Raw genomic sequence first — 16,745 nt, forward strand, 5'->3', positions numbered from 1 at the left:
ATCTCCTCATCCCTTCATAAATCTAATTTTTTATTTTTAAATTTGATATAGCTTGTTCAATTAAGCTTATTTGCTCATTTACAGTAAACTTATCTTTAGGTCTTCTTACTTTAAATATCCTAATACTTTTTGCTATATTTAAGCATTTATTAAAATATTCTTTACTCATATCCATATTTCTAATTAGCTCTATCCTGTATATATTTCTCATTACAGAGAAAAGTTTCTCTTGTCCTAGTAATTCTTTTACTTCAACATCCTTATCTCTTTCCACTAGTTCTATTTCACAAATAGCAGATAATTTACAAGGATTCTTTTCAAAGCTGTCATGAACTGGAATACAATATTTGTCTCTATCATCATCTATTTTTTTAAACTTTTCTGTATCATATCCCATTTTATCCATTGCATCTCTACATAATTTTTGTTGTGGATATGCCGGCATTACGAATATTCCCTCTTTTTTACTATCTAAAACAGATACATCATCACATAAAAATCTATATCCATTATGTCTAAAAGCATTAGTTAAGGTAGATTTTCCAGCCCCTGTATCCCCTGTTAGAATTACTGCTTCATTATTAATTAATATAGATCCACCATGTATAGCAATATCATTTCTTTGATTTATCAAGATTCCAAATGAAGTACCTAATGTAAAAATTCTCACATCATCCTCATTTGCAGAATCAAAAGGCTCTACTATTATCGCTGAACCGTTCTTAATAAAATATTTTGCTACATTTTCTACTCTAAATACAAAAGAATCCTTCTCTAAGTGATACCATGCTCCCCTTGGAATTTTATCTATTATGCCTTTAGGTATTTTCCCATATTTAATAAATACATCAATTTTATCATCTGCATTTGATTTAAGTAATTCAGGTATTTCTATATCCGATTCAACATTTAAATCATATACCCTATAGTGATATTTTTTCATATACAAAGCTCCTTGTTTTAATATAAAATTGCCTTAAATGTCATATATAAAACATAACTAAGGTTATTTTAACAAAAATAACATTAGTTGTAAATATATGTTAATATAATGCAAAAAATAATACCCTAAAAAATCTATTCTAATTCTAACCATCTAATTATTTTTGTTTTATTATTTGACTTTTTAACTGTTAAGGTCATAAATTTAAGCTTATCTAATAGAGAATACTCTTTATTGAATATTCCTGATAATAAATGATGAATCCACGCAATTGGTAATAAAATTTTATACTTCTTAGCATAATTATATTTAGAATTCATATCTTCTATTGCTGGAAATAATAATGATAAAAACTTTCTTGAATTATTCTCTTCTGACCCTGATATGTCATTTCCAAAACTTCTCGCTAAATCACCATGACCATAGATTCCTGATTCTATTATCTCCTCAATAAAATTATTTAAAAATCCTTTATCTACTTCATACCCATCATTAACTTCAAATGGTATCTCCATATTAAATAATTCCTTGCAAACATTAAATATTATAATAACGAACTTATTTACTTTACATTCAATTGATTTTCTACGGAATTCATTCCAATTTATATATTTGCCTTTATTTTCTATTAAAACAACTAAATCAACAAGCTGCCTGATACCAAAACCTCTATGCACTATATGAACTGCCATATGAACACATAAATGGAGAGCTAGATCTTCCCATCCTAAAGATAAAGCTTCCGTATCACCAATTTTCACCTTCATCGTATTTTCCCATACCGTTTTCTCAAATTCCTTACTTCCACTAAAATAATCATCATTAATAAGAGTCCAATGAACTTCTACAGGCAAATGACTTGTATGTTCAAATACTATATGTGCACCATGTTCATCATATTCTTCACTTTCTAGATATCCTAGTGAAATTAAAATATTTCTAGCTTTATCTAAATCCTCTTCATAGACTAAAATATCAGCATCACACATAGTTCTAAGTTCTGGATTTTTATAAAATTCTCTTATAACTAATCCCTTTAATACAATAACTCTTACTTTTTCTTCATTAAACTTTTTAATTATCTTTTCTACTTGGTTAATATGTTTAAGTTGATTTACCCCTGTATAGAACGTGTTTCTTCTCCAATCATTTACTAATGATTTATCTATATCTTCTCTACCATTCCAACTTATAGAAGAATATAATAATCCACTTATACTATGCTCTGATGCTTTGTCAATAAATTTATTCCAATCAATATTTATTAAATCTCTACCATATATCTTTTCTCCTCTTATAGTATGGTTAAGAACATTTATTATTCCTTTCTCTGTACTATTCATACATCTCCCCCAATGATTAATTTTTTATATCTGTTACTTTATTTAACACTTTTTTTATGTTACCATATTATATATTATATTACAATTTTTAACACATATGAGGTGAACTTTTTTATGAAAGACTTAATTAAGAAACTAAAATGGATATTATTAAAATCAAAAGCTATATTTCCATTTTTAATATTTACAATAGTAATGAATACTATATTATCCTTAATTGGAGTCTATAATGCATTGGTGTCAAAATCATTAATAGATTCTGCAATTTCTAAAGATACATCAGCAGTAATAAAATGGCTTATTATAATGGGTATTATAATATTTAGCAATATGGCTATAAGACCTCTAATATCATTATTTTCGACCCATACATCTATAAGATTTAATCAATCACTTCAAAAGGATATGTACAATCATATAACTTATAGCAAATCTATAGAGCAATCAAAATTTCATAGTGTTAGCCTACTAACCCGTATTACAAATGATGTGGATACAATATCATCTGTATTAATAAGTACTATACCAAGCATAGTATCATTAACAGCAACATTAATTGCTTCCTTTGCTACACTAATATATTTATCTCCAGCAATTGCAATGATAGCCGTTATTATTGGTCCTTTCTTAGTTTTAATAAGCAAGATATTTGGTAGCAAATTAAAAATTTTATATAAGTTAGTTCAAGAAGAAGATGTTAAATACAGGTCTTTCATACAAGAGACTTTAAATAATATTATGATAGTTAAAACATTTTGCTTTGAAAAAAATAATATGAATACATTAAATACTATCCAGAAAAATAAATATGACTTATCAATGAAAAATACAAAAATAAGTTTACTTTCAAGTCTTTCTATGAGTTTTGCTTCATCAGTAGTTTATTTCTCTATATTTTGTTATGGCGCTTTAAATATTTCGAAGGGGCTTGGAACATACGGTTCATTAACTGCCATGCTTCAGCTATATTCAAATATTCAAGGTCCATTTTCATCACTAGCTGGGACTTACCCAAAGCTTATAAATGCATTAGCTGCAACTGAAAGATTAATGGATATTGAAAATTTACCTTTAGAAGATACATCACAGGTTTTAGATATAACTAAAATGAGGAAGCCTCTTTTGAAATTTAATAATGTATCTTTTTCTTATGACAAAAATAAATCTATATTAAAGGACTTAAATCTAAATATTAATCCTGGAGAAACTATAGCCTTTGTTGGTCCATCTGGAGAAGGTAAAACTACAATAATTAAATTATTACTTTCTTTAATTGATTCAGACTCTGGTGAAATATTAGTTGAAGGTAATGATTCTTATATAGAAAATCTCAATAGAAATCATAGAGAACTAATATCATATGTACCTCAAGGTAATACACTTTTTTCTGGAACTATTATGGATAACCTAAAGTATGGAAAGGCAGATGCCACAACATCTGAAATAGAAGAAGCCACTAAAAGTGCTTGTGCTTTAAATTTTATAAATGATTTAAAAGATGGATTTAATACTTTAATTAAAGAACGAGGAAATGGTATATCAGAAGGACAAGCTCAAAGGATTTCTATTGCTAGAGCATTTATTAGAAAGAAACCTATATTAATATTAGATGAAGCAACATCTGCATTAGATCCTGAAACTGAAGTTAAAGTATTAAAGTCAGTTAAAAATTTATCTCACAAACCAACTTGTATAATAATTACTCATAGACCATCTGCTTTATCTATATGTGATAAAGTTATACGACTTGAAAATGGTTATTTACATGAAGTTGATAAAAAAACTTTTAATAACCTAATAAAAATTTAATTATAAAAACCCCTATGTTTTTGAAGAAGTGGGTTTTTTGAGCAAACTGAAAAAAGTGGATTCTTCTGAATCCACTTTTCTATTAATATAAGCTCAGCCTTATGTTATGACCTTGAGTGACATGGGCCATCATGATCGCCACCACAACTTCCACATTTAGGAGAAATTATTCCAGTCATATTCTCTTCCATAGTTTCCTTTGCATTTAATGTAGCGATTGTTGGATTTTCCCATACTTTATTTTTCATAATATCTCTCCTTTTATTTCCATTTATTTATATAGTTAATTTAAATAGCTATTATATTGCTATATTTTCACAATGCAAGTGAAGTATTTTATTAAAATCAATTAAGACTCTATCACATAAACAAACTTGCATAATAATCTTTCATAGATCATCCACTTTATCTATAAATGATAAATTTGTACGACTTTAGAATGATCATTTACATGAAATTAATAAAAAACTTTTAATACACCCTAATAAAAATTCAATAAAAAAATTGATTCTTATGAATCTATTTTTATATTAATATGACTTCGTCATTATATTATGACTTTACTGGTTTACATGGACGTCCCAAATGTATACCATCGCCGCAATATTCACATTTTTTAAATAAATCCGCATCTTCCATAGTTTCCTTTGCATTTAATGCAGTCATTGTTGGATTCTCCCATACTTTATTCTTCATATTCTCTCTCCTTTTATCTTTATTTATATAGTTGCTTTAACAACTACCACATTATATTACCATATATTTACAAAAAGTGTAAAGCCTTTTCTTTTGATTTCTAATTAATCATTTACCTTAAATATCTGGATATTTCTATAGATATTCCAAACCCCTAAATTTTATGTATTTATTTATCTTAAAATTATCATTAATAATTCTAAAATAAATAAATAAATAAATATAGTAACCATTATCTCTCTATTACTTTTATATAATTTAATTTTAGTTCTTCATTTATATACCATTTCATCCTTTTAACTGATTCATATAAAGCTGTGTTAATTAAAATTATATTAATTATCTTTTCTCCATAGGTTAATATTCTAAGATGCTCAAACGTAGTATCATAAAACTTACTTGATTGATTTCTACTAAAAATACATCTCAAGTCCATAATTAATAAACTCACTTACAGAATTATTTGAATATAGATTGACTATTATATATTCATATTATTTACTACATTGTTTTTTTAATTAATTTTAATCCAATCTTCAATTGTGTTTATTCCAACTGCAATATATACTTTTTTGTTTAATAAATCTATATATTGTTGTCCTATAAATTTAGGAGCATTTGATGGAGGCATATTCTTTTTTATAATAGCTACATTTTCATCTATTTTTATATTACCCACTCCAGTTATATTAAATCTGAAGTCTGATTTATAAATTATATTATCCATTATTAAATTTAAATTTGGCAGTTTTATAGAGTTATTATAAAATACACTAACTTCTTTTCCTAAGTTTATTTCACAATTTTTGAATATAATATTTATATTTATATTTGATGAATTCTGTATACTGTTAGCTATCCTTAATAAAAAATCTGCATTTAACAAATTAATAGTACAATTTTCAAATAAAATATTAGAATTAATATATTTTAAATTTGATAATGAATTAAAATTCATAAATATATTCGCATTAGAATTTAAATATTGCATATTCAAATCATTAATAATAGAATTTTTAAAGCTAATATTGATATTATAATCTCCACTACTAAGATATTCGGCTTCAAATAATTTTGGACTTAATATTGAATCTCTAATATTAATATTAAAATTTTTTTCATTTCCTTTTAAATTAACTTTTAACTTTCCATTGTTAATTTCAGTTCCATAAATATTATATATATAAGTTTGTAATTCACCTAAATTAAATATATTTGCTATTGACTTTTCTGATAGATCAATAGATAAATTATGAGTACTATTAGGTAAATATTCAAACTCTACATAGTTATTTTTTACAATACCAGCAATTTTAGAATTAGTTATTTGAGTAGTTGCATTTTCCCCAAAGAACTTTAATTGATTTACATTTTCAATTTCTATTCTTTCATTTCTAAATATATTATTTCTATCATTAACTATTATATTTTGATTTAAAGGTTTAGCATTATATCCACTACATCCATAACAAGTATTATTTTCAATATTTACAATTCTCTTTCTAGTTATATCAGGATAAGCATATTTTAATAGACCTCCTGGACATTGGTCAATCATATTATTAGTTATAGTAGCATTTAGACACTCATATATTACAACTGCACTTGTTTCACCATTTGCTATAATATTATTATCACAAGTAAACTTTAATGAACTAACAAGTATACTATTAAAATGATCCGATATATTACAATTTCTCACAGTTACACTTCTACTTACATTATCTTCACAATTTATAGCATATCTAGTTGTATCAGTGAATTGTGGTTTACCTTCTTTTTTGCCATTCCCATTATTTTTTATATTACAAAACTCTATTAAAGTATCATTAGCTAGGTTGGCAATACCACCTCTATGATTTTCTATTACATCACAATTTCTTATTTCTAAAAATTCTGGAATAGGACCACTAACTCTATAGTTCTTATCTTTTATAATATCAATCGTTTTATCTTCTCCATATATTGTTATAGCAACATATTCTGCATTATACGGTACTATATTTGTTTGAAGATAAGTTGACACTTCTTTTGAAATAAATTTTTTATCTTTATCAAAAAAATTATATCGATATAATTCGCTTGCAAAATTAGGAAAATTACTGTAATTAACATCACCAGTTAATTGAATATATTTTAGACCCTTTAAACTAAATAATTCTGTTGTAAATGTTCCTTGAATATTAGTATTATATAATCCATTATTATCATACATCCCCTTCTTAAAGCTTTCACAATATAAAATATTAGCTCCAGCTGACGTTGGAGTTGTAGCTATTCCATCAGCCATAAATCCTTTTATTATCATATTTTCTATTTTGGTATATCTACTACCATCGCATATATCTATTCCTACTCCATAGTCTAATGTCTTTTCCTGAGGATTTTTAAACGATCTTTCAGGCTTACTTCCAATTAGAGTTCCATTTTTTATAGTCGTATTAGTTGTATTTGATATTTTAAATATTCCTCCATTTAGCCTAAAAGGATCATTTTTTGAATTATCATAAGGGTTTTTATTACCTGAATCAAATATAACTCTTAATGTAGATTCGTTCATATCAAATATAGTTTCTGATGGTATATAAATTTCCCAACCATTATTTGAATAATAATCTACTCCTTTAGGATTTCTATAGCAAATTGAATAATCACCATAAGGCAATATAATATTCTTATACTTCATTTGCCTACAATAATAAAACATCTTTTTAAATCCTTCAGCATTGTTATAAGCAATATCGTAACTTTCTTTATTATAAGATCCATCTATCTCCCTATATAATCTCCCCTCTTTAATTCCAAACTTATTGAGTTCTATAATATATATATTCGAATTTGAATTTGCATAATTATAATTTATTAATTGCTTTCGATTATTGGCGTATTTTATACTAAATTCCCCATCCGATTCTATCACACTATATTCCAGATAATTATTTAATTTATAATAAATTTTATGATTTGCATAATAAACTGATTCAACATTCTTTTTGGCTAATATATAAAAGTCTTTGTCTATTAAAAAATTAGATACTGCAACTTTTAGTTTTTCTATATTTGTTTCCTTATAAGCATCAATATCTTTTAATAACTCTCTTCTTATACTAATTAGAATTCTATTTGAAACGACACAACAAGCCCATCCGTATTTAAGTGCTTCATTCGCCATTTCTCTATAATTATATTGTAATATTTTCCCTGATGGTGTATTAGTTATCCATTCATCTCTTTTTGATATATCCATATCACCATTTGGAATTGATAATATAGACTCACTTGTTACAATACCAGACCCAAATGTTCTGCTTCCATCCTCATTATCAAATTCTATATTTTCACTCCCTCCATCTTTAGTATAATCTGATACCACTTTTTGGTCTGAATATTTTATAAATAATACATTTATAAAATATTTTTCATCCTCATATCTATCAAAGTGATTTTCATCAAAATATCTTAATTCTCGCTCTAAATCCAATTGTACATTTTTATTATTAATTTTAATTACTCCATTATTAAATGTAGGAGATTTAGCATTATTATCTCTTTTATAGCCCTTAATATTAGTAAATTCTATATCCTTAGATAATTTTTCATTTAAAATACATTTATTAGCGCAATTTAAAATAACATCCTTTTCAGAATCTTCTATCAAGTTATAATTTGACATATATCTCATCTCCCTTTAAAATATAACGTTTCTTACATATACAATATATTCGTATTGTTATATTTAAGTTAACGTATTTTTAAATTATGTAGAAAAATAAAAAAGATATGTAAGTCCTTTGCTTACATATCTCTTATCTGTAAATTATTAATCTGTAAAATATAGTATATCTGATATTTTTCTTTCTCCTAATATATCTGAAGGATTGTTTAATACTTTTCCATTAAAATATAATGTAGTTGATCCTCCTCCGTCTAGATTATATCCTACATAACATCCTCTATTTTCAAGTTCTAGTGCCACATCATACAAACTCATACCTTCTGACTTTCTACTTCTACCATCTACAACTATTATTACATATTCCAATGAACCTTTTTGTCCTATTACCGTCCTCGGTTGTTTATCATCTTTATACCATGTATCTCCATAATCGACTATATCTCCATCTCTTATAAGATCTGGACCAAAATCATACACATGCATAGCTCCTAAGTCTAGCATTTCCTGTCCAGTTTTTTTCCCCTGATCATATATAGCAAAATCCCCATTATCTTTTATTATTAATGGTCCTACGTCTAAGCTCGTTTCTCTATATAACACTTTATCTCTTATTACGAATCCTTTATCGTTAAATCCATATGCCGATCCATTAATGGCTAAAATAGCATTATTTCTCTTAGCTATAGTTGAAGTTTTCTCCTTTTCTTTAAGTGTAAACTTATTTCCTGCAAAAGCTGATTTTATTTGATTTGCACTTTTAACTTTAATATCTACTACCCACATATCTATATTGGAATTTTCCCTTATTACATTTTCTATTTTAATATCCATGCTAGGAGATCTATAATTAATATTATTTTCATCTTTATGATATTCTATTTGTATGTTATCAGAGAATACATAATTATCAGTATATAGTTTTTTATAATTTATAAAAATAGTTATTACTATAGTAATAACTATAGCTATTATTATAGTTCTTACTAATATATTTAATAGTTTACTTTTAGATATATTCTTCATTTAATTTACTTCCTTAATATAAAACTATATAAATTATTAACAAATTATACTATATATATTCATATTTAAATTTATATATCATGGATATGCATCAAATATACAATTATTAAGATTATAAGCTTTAGTTATCCTAATTAAATCCCACTAAAATAAATTATATATAATAAAACCTAATATTTATAATAACTTAACTGCTAATCTCTATATCTCTTCTAAATATCTTTTCAACTGCTTTAATACTCATTAATTTCACTTTAACTATTCCCCATAAGTATCTAAACTCTTCTGTTTTATAAAAAATTAATAAATATATTGTATTTGGTACAATAGCACATATTATCCCCCTAATTACTAATGATATGAAACTTCCAGCCTGAATAAAATTACATGTATATGTTGTGAATGCACCTACTAGTATTGTTATAGCCCCATAAAAAGCATATTTTTTAAAATATAAAAATACAGGTTTATTAAATATATGTTTGTACACCAAGTGAGATTGAGTCCATAAAGGAACAAATACACTACTTATTGTAGTACCCAAAAATATCCCTGCAAGGCCTAAATACTTTACTAATATCAATGATGAACCTAAATTAATTACTGATTCTATTAATGGAATATATTTATCTTGATCAAATACTCCACCCTTAACCTTAAAAGTAATTATTGAAGATCTTAATCCTGATATATAAAAATTAACTAATATTATAAAAAATGTTATATTATCCAATAATAATCCATAGCCTAACCACCAATTTATAAATGGTTCTAATAGGTTAAACAGGAATATTGCTGAAAAAGAATATATCCAGAAATTTATTAAATACGTAATTTTAAATATTTTATAGCTCTTCTCACTACTTTCTGTTGCAATTAAGTTTCCTACACTTGCCCCTATGCCTCCTATTACTGGAGTTAGAAGTGATGAAAGTTGACCGATTATCATTGTATAGTTTGAATATAATCCAACAGTGGCAACGCTAATAAAGGAAGATATAAGTATATTATCTGTTCCAAAAACACACCAACTACCAACATTATGTAGAAATAATGCTTTAACATTGACTATTAAATTATTTTTCACTTCCTTATCTACTACATACTTCTTTTTTGTTTTTATATAAGGATATTTAATATTGACAATTTTCCCATTATAGATATTCTGTACTATAAAAATTAAGCACTCTATTAATAAATACAAAATATAATTCCTTGTTATCGCTAATATAATTATTTTAGATATTGTTGTTATTACATTGAATAATAAATTATATTTTGCTAATATATACCCTTTTTGATCTGCATTTATTAATGACCATTTATGGGCATTTAAATAAGATATCATATTCTTAAATACAAATAAAAAATAAACTACTCCTAAGAATGGTATTCCCTCTTCGCTCTTCATTATATATCCTAATAAAGGATATATAATTAGACTTAATATAAAAATTATTATTGCTAAGATTCCATAAACTTTCTTATATAATTGAGTTAAAGCAATTACTTTTTCTTTATCATTTTCTGCTAATGGCTTATATAAATTATAAACTATAGCGGTTCCAATGCCTCCTTCAACAAGGCTCATCATTGATAATACATTAGTAAGTAACCCATTTACTCCTAAATACTCCGTGCCAAGGTTATCTATGAATACTTTCCTAGATATAAATCCTAATAACGTTATTACTATCTGAGTTAAAATGCTTATATAAATATTCTTCATAGAATTTTCTGTTCTCATACTTTAACATTTCTCCATATTATAATTTTTCATGAAAAATCTTATTTTATATAAAATAGTTAGAGATACAGGAGATATTTTTATCATATTAAAACATATTTTATCTTTTAAATTTGTATAATATATATTTTTCAAAATTTCCTTATCCCTATTTACGATAGTCTTTAGTTTTCTTAATATATATTTTTTCTTAATTATATTGTCCTCTCTTGAAATATCTATTACAATATGAATGCTTGAATTAACATATTGCTTAATTATATGTTTTGTATATTCTTTATGATTATTTAAAATAAAATAATACATTGCTTTTTGCGCTTTTAATACATCTAGTCTTTTCTCAGTTACATACTTAACTGTACTATTATCATTAATAAAATAGTTATATTTTTGTTTATTTGTAAATACAAGTTTATTAGTATCATTCATAATATAGCAATTAAATAGTGCATCTTCTGCATAATTTATGTCTTCTGAAAATCTATTCCTATTATTAGCAAAAAGTTTATTAGCATATATCTTATTACAAACAGAATATAAAAAAGTACCTTTTTCTATATATTCTTTTAATATTTTTTCTTTCTTAAAAATTTTAGTTTTATAATTTTTAACAGGTGCTGTCGTTAATATATTATTTTTATATGTTTTCATACTATAACATGCAATTTCGGCATCATTATCTTTTGCTAAATTATATAGCAATTCGAGTGCATCTTCATCTATACAATCATCTGGATCTATAAAAGTTAAAAATTCACCTTTAGCTATATTTATCCCTTTATTTCTTGCTGAGGATACTCCCTCATTTCTCTTATGTATTACTATTACATTTTTAATATTGATGTATTCATCACATATTTCTCCACTACTATCACTTGATCCATCATTTATTAATATTAACTCAAAATCTTGTAAAGTTTGATTTAATACTGATTTAATACATCTTTTTAAGTATTTTTCTACATTATATATAGGTATAATGATACTTACCTTAGGCATTATTATATCTCCTTCTGATTGAACAATTTTTTTAAAATGTTATACATTTCATTTTCATTATCTACTATATAAGAATTTTTAATATTATTAAGTTGCTCTTTAGCTCCAACAAAATTAGTTGCAATAATTGGTTTATTAAAAACCTTAGCTTCTCCTAATGTTATACAAAACCCCTCATGCCTTGATGGTTGCACATAAATATCGCATTCTTTCATATATGGATATGGATTCTTTTTTATTCCTAAAAGCTTAAATGAATCATTAATTTTCAATTCATTTATAAGCTCTTTATATTTATTAAATAAATTACCCTCACCTATACAATACCATCTAATATTTAATCCATTATCCACTAATCTTTTGCAAGTCCTAATAGCTATATCTTGTCCTTTTTCTTCACTCAATCTACCTACCGTTAATATTCTGATTCCATTAAAATTATCATTAAATCCTTTATCCATTTTTGATTTATTTAAAATTTCTTTTTTAGGAATTGTATTTAACTTAACATTAACTTTATCTTGCAACTTAGGACACTTTTTTATTAGTGATTCCTTCGCATCTTCCGATACAGTTATAACCTTATCAAATTTACTAAAACATTTATTCGAAAATTTCTTATTAAAATGTATTTTATTAACATCAAAATGTATCCACTGATATTTGCGTTTAGAATTAATATTATTTAAGACATAATAAGTAATAAACTCCATTGGTCCAGCGTATGCTATTGCTATATCATACTCATCTTCAATACTAGGAAAATCCTTTAATACATACTTAAAATATCCGCTTCTTTCTCCTCTTATCTTATAGTTTAAATAAATAGATCCAAGCTCAATTGTTTTTAATATATTTCTATTTTTAATTGATTTTAATATCACTTCTTTAGGTGACATATTTAATATATCTTTTACATATATATAATTTTCTAAATACTTCACATCTACATCCTTTGGAATATCTTCTAAAAATCCACCTTTATACTCTAACATTAATATGGTAATTCTATACTCTTCTCTAGATATTTCATCTATCATGTTTAATAGTGCTTTTTCAGTTCCACCTACATTCATATTTATTATCATAAACACTATTTTTTTCATATATTAATCCTCTACTAACTTAATTATTTTATTTATCTCGTTTATCGAATTGTATTCTCTACCTATACTAATATTAGATTGTATAATATTTTTAAAATTAATATCCTCAATATATCTCTTTATACCTTTAAATATTGAATTTTCATTTATATTTACTATTAATCCATCTATTCCATCATTTATTATTTCTTTCGCAGAATTAAATCCAGTACAAATAATTGGTTTCTTAAGAATCTTAGCTTCTATTACTGTTAAGCCAAATCCCTCTTTTCTTGATGTTTGTACATAAATATCACAATTTTTCATATAAGAATATGGATTATCTTTACTTCCTAGCAAGATAACTTCATTAATAAGATCATACTGTTTAATTAATTTCTCAATTTCTTTTCTATCTGGTCCATCTCCTATTGCATACCACTTAAATTTATAATTGCTTTTTTTTAATAATTCAGCTGCTCTTACTAACATATCATAGCCTTTATAAGTCATAACAAGCCTTGCAACAGTTAGGATATTTATATATTTTCCATCAAACATTTCAATCTTTTCTTCAGACATTTTTGTTATTATTTTTGGATCTACTATATCTTTTATTACTTCTATCTTCTTCTCATACTTTCTATTCACATTAATTATTGATTGTTTTCCGCTCTCTGATACTGCTATTATTTTATTAAATTTCTCATAAAAGACTTCATCTATTTTCTTATCATATAATGTTGCCGTATAATCACAATTAATCCATGCTATTTTCTTTGATGCACATACTTTATCTGCTACAAAATATGTCGGAAAACCTTGTGCATATGCTATTGCTACATCATAATTCTCATCTAGTTTTTCAAGAATATTTTTTTGATTTTTATAAAATATTTGTTGGTTATTCATCATTTCTTTTTTATATCTATTTACTCGTAATTCTATTGAGCATTTTATTCTACAGTGAATATATTTTATTTTTTCTAATGTAGAAATTTTAATTTTATTGCTATTTAGAAATCCATAATACTTAGGAATATCTAATATATTCACCTTATCAGGTACATATTTTTCAAAGGCCTCTCCTCTTTTTAACATAAGAAGATCAACATCATATTTATCATAATCTAATATGTTTAAAAGAGATACCAAGCTTTTTTCCGATCCTCCTATTGTTAATGAGTTAATAACAAATAATATTTTTTTCATAATATCCTACTTTCTTACTAATCTAAATCTATTCTGAAATCTTAAGTATTCATTATATATTCATAATGTCTTTTGCAATTATTACTGTCATTTAATACGAAAAATTTATCTATTCTATCTACATATTTATTTTCTTTGTTCTTTAATATATCATCTATACATCTAATCAATTCACCTTCATCTTTTGTAACTTCACCAAATCCATCTCTCTCATAATCAAAATATCCTTTTTTATAATGGGATTTATAATATTTTTTATCATCAAATTGATAATATATAATAGGCTTCTTCATATATGCAAAATCAAAAGATACACTTGAATAATCAGTTATAAGTAATTTTGATTCTTTCAATAATGTTTGGACATCATACTCATCCTCATTAGCAATAATAATTTTTTTAGAATTTGTATTAAAGATCTCTAAATACCTCTGCATCTCATGATGTGCATAAAATATAATACTTACATCAAATTTTTCTAAAATATCATTTAAATTTTTATTATTTATAAATGAATTATATGCTTTAAAATAGTTAGAATTCTTAAACTTCTTAATACTAATTTCATTATTCCCATTCATTCCAAACCATTGCCTCCAAGTTGGCATAACTAATATTTGATTTTTTAAATTAAATTCATGTAAATTATCAAATCTGCATAAGCCTAAATACTTAACAGATTCATCTGGATATTTAAAATTCTTTTTAATATACTCATACTCCGGTTTTGCTCCACACACAAACGTCTCAAATTTTGTATTATCATACATTAATGATTGTATTAGCCCTATGCTTATTCCATGTTGAATAAAAATTTTTCTCTTTTTTATTATTCCCTTACCTTCAAATTTCCAAGTAAAAGGAGTATCAGGAGTACAACTTCCTACATGAGCACAAATTAGCTTCTCCGCTAAAAGATAATATAAATAGTGTTTTAATGACTTATAATAAACTATATTTCCTAAATAATTTATTTTATTTAATTGACTTGAATCTTTTGTAATACAATAAAATATTTTTTTTTCATTATGATTTTCTCTAATGTATTTAAATAGGTGATACCCATTATCTTGGCACTGATCCTTTCTCTCTCCTATTAAATATATCTTTTCTCTATTAAATATCTTATATATAGGTAAAATTAGTATAGCAGTAAAAAACTTCATTCCTTCCATACAATGATTTATAATTCTTCTCATATACTATCTCTCCCTACTTTTAAAGCTATTAACTCTCCAATAACAAATAGCTCTAAAGAACTAAATTTACTATTTTTTCTTATACAACTATTTATTCTTTCATATATAAAGCTTTGTTTACTTATAAATTTAAATTCAATTAATCCTTCTACTTTATTTAAAATCTTTTTTAAATTTTGCAATGTCCTTTTTACTCCAATTTTCTTTCGCCCTCTTATCTCATTAAACATACAATGATTAAACCAACTTATTATTTTATTATTTAATAGAGTGGCATCTTCTTTTGAATTCATATTATTTTCAAAGAATATATTCTCTATTTTCTCTTGTAGATACTTAAAATTATCAATTAAATTCTCCTGATAGGATATTGTGGCACTATTTTCATTTCTTCTATCATAAAAGTATAAACTTTCATTTATATACTCAAAATCACTACAGTATTGAGCTACCTCTATAAAAAATAATTGATCTTCACCTACTTTTAAATTTGAATCAAATCTAATATTGTTATCAATTATAACTTTTCTACTCACTAATTTTGAACATACAAGTCCGGCTCTCCCACTTGCTATAGCTCTTATTAAATATTCTTTATTTAAGTCTATATTCTCTTCTTCAAATATTTCTCTTACCTCCTCTTTATCTGTATAAATTTCTGTATTATTACAAATAACAAAAGCCTCATCTTTGTTTCTAACTTTCTTTACTAATTTATCAATCATATTAATATCTATATAATCATCAGAATCAACGAATAATAACAAATCCCCATTTGATTTCTCAATTCCATAATTTCTAGTTAATGATACTCCAGAGTTTTCTTTTTTATATAATCTTATTCTTTTATCCTTTAAACTACTTACTATATTAATGCTATTATCATTAGAACCATCATCTACTACTATAATTTCAATATTTCTATAGGTTTGTTTTATTAGTGATTCTAAACATCTAGATATATATTTTTCTGAATTATACATTGGAACTATTATTGATACTAACATTTATTA

Annotated in this window: 14 protein-coding genes; 1 reads left to right on the plus strand and 13 read right to left on the minus strand. The window is 24.8% G+C overall.

Annotated features, from left to right (window positions below; genetic code table 11):
- Positions 1-22: 22 nt before the first annotated feature.
- Together ACQPUW_RS12405 and ACQPUW_RS12410 are read right to left on the minus strand one after the other, a co-directional pair.
- Positions 23-943, minus strand: coding sequence for a hypothetical protein (locus tag ACQPUW_RS12405; protein WP_430837814.1), 921 nt, complete (start codon positions 941-943; stop codon positions 23-25).
- Between the two features lie 134 nt (positions 944-1,077).
- Positions 1,078-2,286 carry a nucleotidyltransferase domain-containing protein gene (locus ACQPUW_RS12410; RefSeq protein WP_430837815.1) on the minus strand — a complete coding sequence of 403 codons (1,209 nt, stop codon included), beginning with the start codon at positions 2,284-2,286 and terminating at the stop codon, positions 1,078-1,080.
- A 114-nt stretch (positions 2,287-2,400) separates the two neighbouring features.
- On the opposite strand from ACQPUW_RS12410, the gene ACQPUW_RS12415 reads away from it, so the two are divergent.
- Positions 2,401-4,095, plus strand: coding sequence for an ABC transporter ATP-binding protein (locus ACQPUW_RS12415; protein WP_430837816.1), 1,695 nt, complete (start codon positions 2,401-2,403; stop codon positions 4,093-4,095).
- 104 nt (positions 4,096-4,199) lie between these two features.
- Here ACQPUW_RS12415 and ACQPUW_RS12420 read toward each other — a convergent pair whose 3' ends face one another.
- The 11 genes from ACQPUW_RS12420 to ACQPUW_RS12470 all read right to left on the minus strand — a co-directional run bounded on the left by ACQPUW_RS12420 (position 4,200) and on the right by ACQPUW_RS12470 (position 16,739).
- A complete protein-coding gene (locus tag ACQPUW_RS12420; RefSeq protein WP_430837817.1) occupies positions 4,200-4,343 on the minus strand; it encodes a hypothetical protein in 144 nt (47 codons plus the stop codon).
- 304 nt (positions 4,344-4,647) lie between these two features.
- Positions 4,648-4,791, minus strand: coding sequence for a hypothetical protein (locus ACQPUW_RS12425; RefSeq protein ID WP_430837818.1), 144 nt, complete (start codon positions 4,789-4,791; stop codon positions 4,648-4,650).
- Positions 4,792-5,023: 232 nt separating this feature from the next.
- A complete protein-coding gene (locus tag ACQPUW_RS12430) occupies positions 5,024-5,227 on the minus strand; it encodes a hypothetical protein (RefSeq protein ID WP_430837819.1) in 204 nt (67 codons plus the stop codon).
- Positions 5,228-5,305: 78 nt separating this feature from the next.
- Positions 5,306-8,464, minus strand: a complete 3,159-nt coding sequence (locus ACQPUW_RS12435) for a hypothetical protein (protein ID WP_430837820.1) — start codon at positions 8,462-8,464, stop codon at positions 5,306-5,308.
- Positions 8,465-8,611: 147 nt separating this feature from the next.
- A complete protein-coding gene (locus ACQPUW_RS12440) occupies positions 8,612-9,490 on the minus strand; it encodes a phosphodiester glycosidase family protein (RefSeq protein WP_430837821.1) in 879 nt (292 codons plus the stop codon).
- 187 nt (positions 9,491-9,677) lie between these two features.
- Positions 9,678-11,237, minus strand: coding sequence for a lipopolysaccharide biosynthesis protein (locus tag ACQPUW_RS12445; protein WP_430837822.1), 1,560 nt, complete (start codon positions 11,235-11,237; stop codon positions 9,678-9,680).
- 3 nt (positions 11,238-11,240) lie between these two features.
- Positions 11,241-12,236 carry a glycosyltransferase family 2 protein gene (locus ACQPUW_RS12450; protein ID WP_430837823.1) on the minus strand — a complete coding sequence of 332 codons (996 nt, stop codon included), beginning with the start codon at positions 12,234-12,236 and terminating at the stop codon, positions 11,241-11,243.
- Positions 12,237-12,238: 2 nt separating this feature from the next.
- A complete protein-coding gene (locus ACQPUW_RS12455; protein ID WP_430837824.1) occupies positions 12,239-13,342 on the minus strand; it encodes a glycosyltransferase in 1,104 nt (367 codons plus the stop codon).
- Positions 13,343-13,345: 3 nt separating this feature from the next.
- A complete protein-coding gene (locus tag ACQPUW_RS12460) occupies positions 13,346-14,533 on the minus strand; it encodes a glycosyltransferase (RefSeq protein ID WP_430837825.1) in 1,188 nt (395 codons plus the stop codon).
- 41 nt (positions 14,534-14,574) lie between these two features.
- Positions 14,575-15,732, minus strand: coding sequence for a CDP-glycerol glycerophosphotransferase family protein (locus ACQPUW_RS12465; RefSeq protein WP_430837826.1), 1,158 nt, complete (start codon positions 15,730-15,732; stop codon positions 14,575-14,577).
- Complete coding sequence (locus ACQPUW_RS12470) at positions 15,729-16,739, minus strand: glycosyltransferase family 2 protein (protein WP_430837827.1); 1,011 nt, start codon at positions 16,737-16,739, stop codon at positions 15,729-15,731. Before ACQPUW_RS12470 ends, ACQPUW_RS12465 begins: the two co-directional genes overlap by 4 nt.
- Positions 16,740-16,745: the final 6 nt, after the last annotated feature.

Source organism: Clostridium sardiniense, from assembly GCF_050584765.1.
Taxonomy (GTDB): domain Bacteria; phylum Bacillota; class Clostridia; order Clostridiales; family Clostridiaceae; genus Clostridium; species Clostridium sardiniense_A.

Coding starts and splice junctions, on each gene's coding strand:
- ACQPUW_RS12435 (WP_430837820.1), bottom strand. CDS start 8,464: ATGTCAAATTATAACTTGATAGAAGATTCTGAAAAGGATGTTATTTTA.
- ACQPUW_RS12445 (WP_430837822.1), bottom strand. CDS start 11,237: ATGAGAACAGAAAATTCTATGAAGAATATTTATATAAGCATTTTAACT.
- ACQPUW_RS12440 (WP_430837821.1), bottom strand. CDS start 9,490: ATGAAGAATATATCTAAAAGTAAACTATTAAATATATTAGTAAGAACT.
- ACQPUW_RS12460 (WP_430837825.1), bottom strand. CDS start 14,533: ATGAAAAAAATATTATTTGTTATTAACTCATTAACAATAGGAGGATCG.
- ACQPUW_RS12455 (WP_430837824.1), bottom strand. CDS start 13,342: ATGAAAAAAATAGTGTTTATGATAATAAATATGAATGTAGGTGGAACT.
- ACQPUW_RS12410 (WP_430837815.1), bottom strand. CDS start 2,286: ATGAATAGTACAGAGAAAGGAATAATAAATGTTCTTAACCATACTATA.
- ACQPUW_RS12465 (WP_430837826.1), bottom strand. CDS start 15,732: ATGAGAAGAATTATAAATCATTGTATGGAAGGAATGAAGTTTTTTACT.
- ACQPUW_RS12420 (WP_430837817.1), bottom strand. CDS start 4,343: ATGAAAAATAAAGTATGGGAAAATCCAACAATCGCTACATTAAATGCA.
- ACQPUW_RS12405 (WP_430837814.1), bottom strand. CDS start 943: ATGAAAAAATATCACTATAGGGTATATGATTTAAATGTTGAATCGGAT.
- ACQPUW_RS12425 (WP_430837818.1), bottom strand. CDS start 4,791: ATGAAGAATAAAGTATGGGAGAATCCAACAATGACTGCATTAAATGCA.
- ACQPUW_RS12470 (WP_430837827.1), bottom strand. CDS start 16,739: ATGTTAGTATCAATAATAGTTCCAATGTATAATTCAGAAAAATATATA.
- ACQPUW_RS12450 (WP_430837823.1), bottom strand. CDS start 12,236: ATGCCTAAGGTAAGTATCATTATACCTATATATAATGTAGAAAAATAC.
- ACQPUW_RS12430 (WP_430837819.1), bottom strand. CDS start 5,227: ATGGACTTGAGATGTATTTTTAGTAGAAATCAATCAAGTAAGTTTTAT.
- ACQPUW_RS12415 (WP_430837816.1), top strand. CDS start 2,401: ATGAAAGACTTAATTAAGAAACTAAAATGGATATTATTAAAATCAAAA.